Raw genomic sequence first — 8,631 nt, forward strand, 5'->3', positions numbered from 1 at the left:
TTGTTTTTTTCTGGTTCTGAGAAAGTTTGGATATTCTCTATTTCAGAACTTGGTGTTTCTGAGAAAGTTTGAATATCGGTTTTTTCTGGTTCTGTAAAAGCCTGGATATTTGCTATTTCAGAATTTGGTGTATCTGCAAAAGTCTGGATATTTTCTACTTCAGAATTTTGTGTTTCTGTAAAAGGTTGAATATCGGGTTTTTCTGGTTCTGCAAAAGTCTGGATATTTTCTACTTCAGAATTTTGTGTTTCTGTAAAAGGTTGAATATCGGGTTTTTCTGGTTCTGCAAAAGTCTGGATATTTTCTACTTCAGAATTTTGTGTTTCTGTAAAAGGTTGAATATCGGGTTTTTCTGGTTCTGCAAAAGTTTGGATATTTGCTACTTCGGAATTTTGTGTTTCCGAGAAAGGTTGAATATCGGTTTTTTCAGGTTCTGCAAAAGTTTGTATAATATTATTTTTATTGGGTTGAGATAAGGGACGAGAATTTAAAGATAGGGAATTATCAAAAGAGTTGTTTGCTAAACTAGGAGTTAAGCTTTCCTGACTAGATACGGCTAAAGGATCAGAATTGATAAGAGATTGCGATCCTAATGGTGATATAAATTTAGGAGATAGGAAACTTTGTCCTAGAGAACTTCCTGGGAGCAAAGGGTTTTTTATACCTAGTGGTGGGTTTTCCGTATTATCTGTCATGTTGTTGTTCCTTCTCAACTTCAGAATATGTATTTTTTATCGGAAATTTTGAGTTACTGATTACTATTTACCATGAGGTTTCTTATTTAAATTTTTTCCAAGAATTAGTTAAGATTAGAAAAATATAAAGCTATTATCTATTATTGTTGATGGGAATAAATTAACTATTTTGTGGTGATTTTCGTCTCTTAAATTATGTTATTTCCCTTTTTCTATTTTCAAGCCTTCATAGGCTAAATTTAATTCCTCTATAGCAACGCTGTTAGCACTTGCTTGTAATGAGGGAGATTTCCAGCCGACAGGAACAGCACTAATTAATGTCCAGGTTTGCATCCGATCGCCTGCCTGATTAAATAGTATAATATTGACATCGTACCGTTTAGGTTTGCCACTTAAAACTTTACTAATCCATTCCCAAAAATCTATATCATCTGTAATTCCTCTTTTGAGACTCACATCATTAAATTTTGCTTGCTTCAGAAGAATGTGCTGCTGATCATTGACACCACCTTCTAAATATGCTTCTTTGTCTATCGTTACTCCTAAACCAGAACATTCGCTAAAAGCAGCACGAATAGTGCTATCTATTTCTACATAAAAGCGGTTTGCTGTCACATAGTTCATGGGATTATTCATTGTCAGCCTCCTATTAATATCATAAGTATATATGCGATTTTGATGTATAGTTTATCCTATTCTCCGTTCTCTTTGATGACGCAAATCTTCTTGCAGAAGTTGATACACCCTATTTCCTAGCTGGATTTGCATTTGGGGATTCTCTAAAATTTGGGTAGCTAATTTTAACAAATCGTTACTTTTTGTTTCACTGGAGAGGATATTCAAGGGTACTGAGTATCCAGCGATCGCACTTAAATCGCTAATCGGTTCTAAGGATGACTGTATCTCTGCGCCAGCATGAGCTTTTCCAGCTTCTGAAGAAGATGTCATAATTAACCTGGTAGATTTACTAATCTAATTCTATGCTTTTTTATCCTCCATTAGTCTAAACTCAATTTCTGAGCTTTAGGCAAAATATAGAATAAAATTAGGATAAAATCTAGAATATTGGTAGTGGAACAATTAGATATATGTAAACCGTCAATAGTCAGAGCAACGTAAAATATAACTAAGAAGGATAAGGTATGAATTTTTCCAAGTATCAACGCACCATATCATTAGCTGTATTAATGCTGCTGGGTTTAGGAAGTACCTTTCCAGTCTTAGCATCTGTCACTGTATCAGGATCAGGGGACAGAGTAACCAAACTGGCACAAAATCAAGAAGTTTTATTAACACAAACTCTGCGGAGACGGAAACCATTAAGATTCCCCAATCTCAATGTCAAAGCTCCCAATGATAGAAAATCTCGATTTGGAGCAGTACGGGGGGGCGTTTGTCAATACAATCAATCCACAACAAAAAGGAATATACAAAAAGATATTATTGCCCTTATACCGCCTAATTCCTTGCTGCTAACAGCCCAAAAAACCGAGAAAATACAGTTAACTACTGCTGCACATCCAACAGTCCTATTTTATCTTTCTGAAAATGCTGCTACTACAGCAAGTTTTTACTTGTGCAAAAATAATACCCTGGTTTATCAGGCGCTAGACTTTGAACTACCTAATAAAACATCAAATAATGCAGATGGAATTGTAGTTTTAAATCTGGCTGATGTAGCTAAAAATCAAGATTTACCAGAGCTAAAAATAGGAGAAAATTATAGATGGCAAATCAAACTTCCTAACAATCCTGATGCTTCTAAACCAACTCCAAATATTAGTGGATGGATGCGCCGTATTGATGCCCAAGTACCTCTAAATAAACAGTTAGAGACTAATATTAGTAATACTGTAATTGCTGATGAATTAGAAAAAGTATCATCAGTAGATTATCCCCTAGTTTATGTAGAAAATGGCATTTGGTATTCTGCTATTAATAGTTTGCTTGAATTAATACAAACAAATCCTCAAGATCCACAAATTAGAAAAGATTGGGAAGGGCTTTTAACTTCAGTAAACCTGACAGAAATTGCTAAAAAACCAATAATTGGTACAGCGACAATTAAAGATGTCCAACTAAACGACGAATAATACTAATTGTTTCCCTAAAGAGGATATTAAAGATTACTAATTCAATCCTCTGCTTTTTTATTCTCCATTAATCTCAACTCAATTTCTGAGCTTTAGACAAAAAATAGCCTAAAATTAGGATAAAATCGGGAATCTTGCTAGTGCAACAAGTAGATATATACAGACTGTCAATAGTAAGAACAACTTAAAATATAACTAAAAAGGATAATGTATGAATTTTTCTAAGTATCAACGCACCATATCATTAGCTGTATTAATGCTGCTGGGATTAGGAAATGCCTTACCAGCAGTGGGATCTGGTGGTGTATCAGCAGATAGACTCACCAAACAAGGGACAAATCACGAGATGTTGTTAGCGCAAGTTCGTCGGAGACGTAAACCTTTAAAATTCTCCAATCTCAATGTTAAAGCCCCTACCTATAGAAAATCTCGTTATGGAGCAATGCGAGGGGGCGCTTGTCCAGATAATCAAGTGGCGACAGGAAAAAATATCCAGAAAGATATGATTGCGATCTTACCTCCTGAATCGCAATCTGGAACAGCGTCAAAAAAGGACACCACACAGTTAACTACTTTTGCTCACCCAACAATCTTGTTTGATCTTCCTGAAAATTCGCCGACGACAGCCAGCTTTTATTTACGTGATCAAAATGATAAGGAAGTTTATTCGGCGCTAGATTTCTCACTACCTAATAAGACATCAAAAAATGCAGGTGGAGTAGTAATTTTAGATATTGCTGAAGTAGCAAAAACTCAAAAAGTTCCAGAGTTAAAAGTGGGAGAAAACTATATATGGCAAGTTACTCTTTCTTGTGGATCTAATGCTTCTAAAAAGACTCCAACTATTAGTGGCTGGATTCGCCGAATTGATCCTAAAATCGCCCTTGGTAATCAGTTAGAGGTGAGTACCATCAATCAGAATAAGTTAAATGCTGCTTTGGTAATTGCTGATGAGTTAGAGAAAACAGAAGACCCTGATTATCTTGTTTATGCAGAAAATGGTATTTGGTATTCTGCTGTCAATACTTTGGCTAAATTAATCGCCAGCAATCCTCAAGATTCTCAACTGAAGGAAGACTGGAAGGAACTTTTAAGTTTCGGAAAGCTGACAGAAATTGCTAAAAAACCAATAATTGGTTCAGTAACAATTAAGAAGTTTAACTAAGAGGATGTTTGAAAAGTTTTGGGCGAATATAATTCGCTACTACACAAGCGAAGTCCACCTATTCCTTCGGAACGCTACGCGAACGTGGACTAACGAAAAATTAAGGTTTTTAACCCACGCAGGTGGGTTTTGTCTGTGTAGCCGCGACTTCCAGTCGCCAGGTGGGTATAAATTAGACTTTTCAAACACCCTCTAAGCAAAACTGAATAAAATACTGTTCGGTTAAGAGGCAGCGCAACCCAACAAATACTTATAAATGTTGGGTTTTCTAACGTCAACCCAACCTACATAATTTTATTGTTTTTAGCTGTGGTTATGGGCGATCGCATCCCAACTTTGGTAGTCTTTTTTCTCTTTTTAGTGTGATCCAACTATCTTTACTCCCACCTGTAATTAACAGATGATTCTGCACGATTTTGATATCTACACTAGAGAATTTTTGCTGACCAAAAGAATTACCAATTGCTTTACCATTACTATTATTAAATAAGCCAGAACGCTTACCTTCTCCTGTTAGTGGCCAGAATACCATTTTCCCATCATCTCCTCCACTGGCTAAATAACAAGCATTAGCACTTAAAGCTACACTTCTGACAGGTTGTTGATTATGTCCCGTATTCCAACGATCAATTACTTGTCCACAAGATTGATTATTTCCCTCTAGACAATTCTGCATATTCAAGAGGGTAATATATCCTTGATTGTCTGCTGTTGCTAGTAAATTAGGCTTCGCTTCTGCTGTAGATAAACTTTCAATATAATCGTTTTGTCCACCTAGTCTGGGATATGGGATTTTCTTGATTATATCTTCTTTGGGATTCCAAACTACAAGACTATTGAAGCGTCCAGAAATGGCTAGATTTTCATGATCTTCACCAATAAATTTCAGAGAAGATACAACAAAATCTAGCTTTTTAGTCTGGGTTGGAGAATTCTTATTTGCAGAATCTCCTGAGTTACAATTGAGAGGATTACTCAAATCCCATTGGTGAACTAAACCACTACCATGTCCACTAAATAGATAACGGGAATCATGAGTAAATTCTAAAGCTAAAACCCGATCATCTTTCTGATCAGAAAAACAGTATTTGGGAGTTTTACTATTACTTAATAAATCCCAAATTTGAATCTCCCCATTTTCTAATCCTGCTGCTACTAAATTATTATCTATAGGCCGAATACTCACTACCCGTACAGGTTTACCTGTATTCCCAATTTTGCGAATTTTCGGGTTAGCCCAAAACTTGAAAAAGTTAAATCCACTAACCCGCCAAGCAATTATACTTTGGTCATCAGATGCACTAATGATATTTTCGCCCACACCATTAAATTGCACAGAATTAACAGAACTAGCGTGTTTAGTCAATGGCTTAAATAACAACCACCAAAATAAACATAATAACAATCCTACGCCGCCAATTTGCAACCAAAAAGGAATAATTGGTTTAATTAGTAATTCGATTTTTTGGCTTTCATTATGTGTGTCTAAATTTTCCCGTTCCGACCAAATTGCATCAATTACTCTTTCTATTGATTTAGGTTTACCTAGCCAATGTCGGCGACAATTTACTGTTAAGTCTAGTTGATTTGTTTCTCCTGGCGCTAGTTGAGATGTTTCTGGATTAACTGCAAAAGTACAAAGAGGTTGATCTTGATCTTGAATTTCTCCAACACTAATATTCTGATTAACATTACTCCTATTATCAAAGATGAGTTCATAGTTAACATCATTAGCCAGCCAAAATTTCCAAGTTGATTCAGCCGCAATTTCTTGTATTTCTGCTGGGTTACAAATAAACTCTAAAATCCCTTGAGGTGATACCTTGAGTTTCCCTTCAGCATAGGCTGGTTCACTTTTTATGTGAGTCGCTTCAACTTTAAAGGAATAAACTTTACTCAAGGGTTTATTAATGTTGGATAATTTCAAACAGAAAGCATATCTAGCTTCTTTGTCTGGCTCTAATTCTAAGTAAGCTTCTGTGTTTTGATCTAGAATCCAACTAGGATCTAAACCCCATAATTTTAGTTTAGTATTAATTTTTTCTTGATTGGGATTATGAACATTCACTAATATCTGAAATTCTGTATTATCTGGAGATTTTTCCAAATAATCTGGCAATAAACTGATGATTACAGGTTGTAAGAGGGTTGATTTTTGAATGTCTAAATTGATGACTTTTCTAGTAGATTGATTTGATGTATCTGTAGAAAAGGCATCAACGTTAATATTCATTTTTCCCACAAAACCTGGTTTGGGGGAATCAAAAATTTCTATGGAAAATTCTGTTAATGCTCCAGGGGGAATTAAACTACTAACTTCTGGGCTGAGATGATACCAATATGATGTCGAATTTTCATTTGGAGATGTTAATTGTAATTGAATGTCAGCATAATTATTACTGTCATTTTTCACAGTTACTTTGTAGTCAGCAGCTTGTTCTCTGGGTATTAACTGAGTTTGTGTTGACTCAACCCCAATAATATCAATTTTATTTTCGCCCATTTTGCCCTTTATAACCAATTGCTAATGATTACTGAACAGATCACTGTTTTGCTAACTGAGTTAGTTCTTTTCTGCGCCAAGCAAAATGTAAAATGTTAATTCCCATTTCTTGGGCGCTGCGAATAGTTTCACGGGAGAGAGAGAGATTTCCATTATTTCCCCAAGCTGATGATAACTTACCAATAACAACAATAATTCCCCCATCGGCTAAAATAGAAATTGGTTGTTGGTTGATGCTAGGAAGCTGATCAAAAAGAAAGGGAGTTTTTCTTAAGGGATGATTGGTTAATTCTGTTAGTGGTTGTAACTTAGTATTTAATTTTTGATTATATTCATGAGCAATTTGATCAAGTATTGCCTTAACTGTATCTGTTTGTGATCTTAATTCCTCAGTTAATATTTCTCGTTCATCTATTAATTCCTCTTCTAAATTCATGATTTCTTGTTGTAAGTCTTGTTTAGCTTTAATTAATCCCCCAATTTTGTGAGTATTTGTCAAATGTTCAATTAAGATCACTCCTCCAGTCTGTAAATAACTTTGGAGAATATTAATTCCTTGAGCATCAAATTTCTGAATTTGTGTATCTGTGACAGAAATTAAGTTGTAGTCTGTGGGTAAATTTGGATTAGATGACTCTGAATCTCCTACGTGCAGAGCTTCTAAGGATGGATAAAGGGAATTTAGAGATTGTAGTAAGTAGGATAAATTCGATGCTTGTGGTGCATCTGCAAAGACTTCTTGCCATTGCCCTAAATCTGTGTAAGTAGCGGTGCGAATCATGGAGAGCGATCGCCATTTTGCAGACGGACGATAGCGAAAGTCTAATTCATCATCACCAGGGGCAAAGACATTTTGAGAAATTTTAATATCTCGTTGAGAAGTGAGGCGAATTCTACACAATTCTACTTCATTCTCACTCGGTGGTTCAGTTCTTTCCTTAATTTCAAATTGTTCTGTAACTACTTCTTTACCATTGGCAACAGGTTCTTGATAACTCACTACAAAATAGACGGTTTTAGGTATTGATGTAGCGATCTTCGTGGCAATTTTTTTCTCCCATTCTTGATCAAGAACAATGCAGTTACCGTATCTATCAATGGCAATACCTTTTTGAAATTTCAGGAAAAACTCATATTGATTGCTATTTCCTGGAACAGTTTTTCGCAGGAGATGGACAGCAAAACCACAAACAATACCGGCTTGATTAACAGATTGGTAGTGAACATTTTGGCGACGGCGATGATATTCATGGGCAATCTGCCATTTTTCGCTGTTAATTAGCAAGCCGTCGGCAACTTGAAAACGTTTAAAAAGTTCTATAGCAGGTGGAAACCAGGGTTTAGTCATAGGATTTGAGGATGGAGATTGAGGATAAATAGAAATTAGGTTGTCAAACTGAATTTAAGTATTACTACTTTCTGGGAGGGAGGGAGTATTGTCATTACTATTATCAAGAATCATATAAAGTTCATAAGTACAAAAAGCAGGTTTTTCTTGTTCAATAATTTGCCGGATCAACTGTTCATTAATTTGATGATAGGGTTTATGGCGCAGACGGACAATAAAATGATAAGGTTTACCACCACCAACAATGGAATCTTGTCCTAATCTAGTTTCTCCGGTGACAAAACCACGCTCAAAAACATCCTGAATGAAAATATGTTCTTCATCCAAAGGCAAGTCTGTATAAAGATGAAGATAAAATTGTAAACCCCGCTTTGTGCCTCGCCAACGATAAATTTCTATAGCTCGATGAATCAATTGACGTTGGCGATCGCTTTCAATATTAGGAATCATCTGCCAACCTACCCAATAAGCCAAAAACGGTAATAGTGTTTCTGGTGCTGTGCGAGGATCAAGGTAGTCGTGGATAACATCTAATGTCTGTACAGATGGTTCAAATGTCTGTTCAAAAATGTTCAATAATCTCCCAATAAAATCTACTTCTCGATATAAGTCAGGGAGAAAATTGAGGTAAAGACTCCGGGGACGAATATAGATATTAAAATCTATTGATTCAAAATTGCGTAATGTTTCTGAATCTGGTGGATTTGAGATGGGCTGATCTAGCAAAGCATAACTAATATTAATTCGCCCAAAATAATCCAATTTCAAGGATTTATCTATTTGCCAAGATATTTGCGATTCAAAAAAATCTTTGGGAATGTGGCCAA

8 protein-coding genes are annotated in these 8,631 nt (G+C 35.6%); 2 read left to right on the forward strand and 6 right to left on the reverse strand.

Annotation, left to right across the window (positions count from 1 at the left end):
* The 3 genes from FJR38_RS10975 to FJR38_RS10985 form a co-directional block, all read right to left on the reverse strand.
* Nucleotides 1–695: hypothetical protein (locus FJR38_RS10975; RefSeq protein WP_168536982.1), on the reverse strand; the 695-nt coding region annotated here is incomplete at its 3' end.
* A gap of 198 nt (nucleotides 696–893) precedes the next feature.
* Nucleotides 894–1,331, reverse strand: coding sequence for a phage tail protein (locus FJR38_RS10980; protein WP_168494336.1), 438 nt, complete (start codon nucleotides 1,329–1,331; stop codon nucleotides 894–896).
* A 51-nt stretch (nucleotides 1,332–1,382) separates the two neighbouring features.
* Nucleotides 1,383–1,643, reverse strand: coding sequence for a hypothetical protein (locus tag FJR38_RS10985; protein ID WP_168494334.1), 261 nt, complete (start codon nucleotides 1,641–1,643; stop codon nucleotides 1,383–1,385).
* Between the two features lie 194 nt (nucleotides 1,644–1,837).
* On the opposite strand from FJR38_RS10985, the gene FJR38_RS10990 reads away from it, so the two are divergent.
* Nucleotides 1,838–2,788, forward strand: a complete 951-nt coding sequence (locus FJR38_RS10990; RefSeq protein WP_168536984.1) for a DUF928 domain-containing protein — start codon at nucleotides 1,838–1,840, stop codon at nucleotides 2,786–2,788.
* A 211-nt stretch (nucleotides 2,789–2,999) separates the two neighbouring features.
* Complete coding sequence (locus tag FJR38_RS10995; protein ID WP_168494330.1) at nucleotides 3,000–3,953, forward strand: DUF928 domain-containing protein; 954 nt, start codon at nucleotides 3,000–3,002, stop codon at nucleotides 3,951–3,953.
* Nucleotides 3,954–4,266: 313 nt separating this feature from the next.
* Here the strand turns inward: FJR38_RS10995 and FJR38_RS11000 are convergent, their stop codons facing one another.
* The 3 genes from FJR38_RS11000 to FJR38_RS11010 all read right to left on the reverse strand — a co-directional run.
* Complete coding sequence (locus FJR38_RS11000) at nucleotides 4,267–6,456, reverse strand: hypothetical protein (protein WP_168536986.1); 2,190 nt, start codon at nucleotides 6,454–6,456, stop codon at nucleotides 4,267–4,269.
* A gap of 40 nt (nucleotides 6,457–6,496) precedes the next feature.
* Complete coding sequence (locus FJR38_RS11005) at nucleotides 6,497–7,804, reverse strand: hypothetical protein (RefSeq protein WP_168536988.1); 1,308 nt, start codon at nucleotides 7,802–7,804, stop codon at nucleotides 6,497–6,499.
* Nucleotides 7,805–7,858: 54 nt separating this feature from the next.
* Nucleotides 7,859–8,631: phage tail protein (locus tag FJR38_RS11010; RefSeq protein WP_254449423.1), on the reverse strand; the 773-nt coding region annotated here is incomplete at its 5' end.

The sequence above is a fragment of the Anabaena sp. UHCC 0253 genome, assembly GCF_009712085.1.
GTDB lineage: Bacteria > Cyanobacteriota > Cyanobacteriia > Cyanobacteriales > Nostocaceae > Dolichospermum.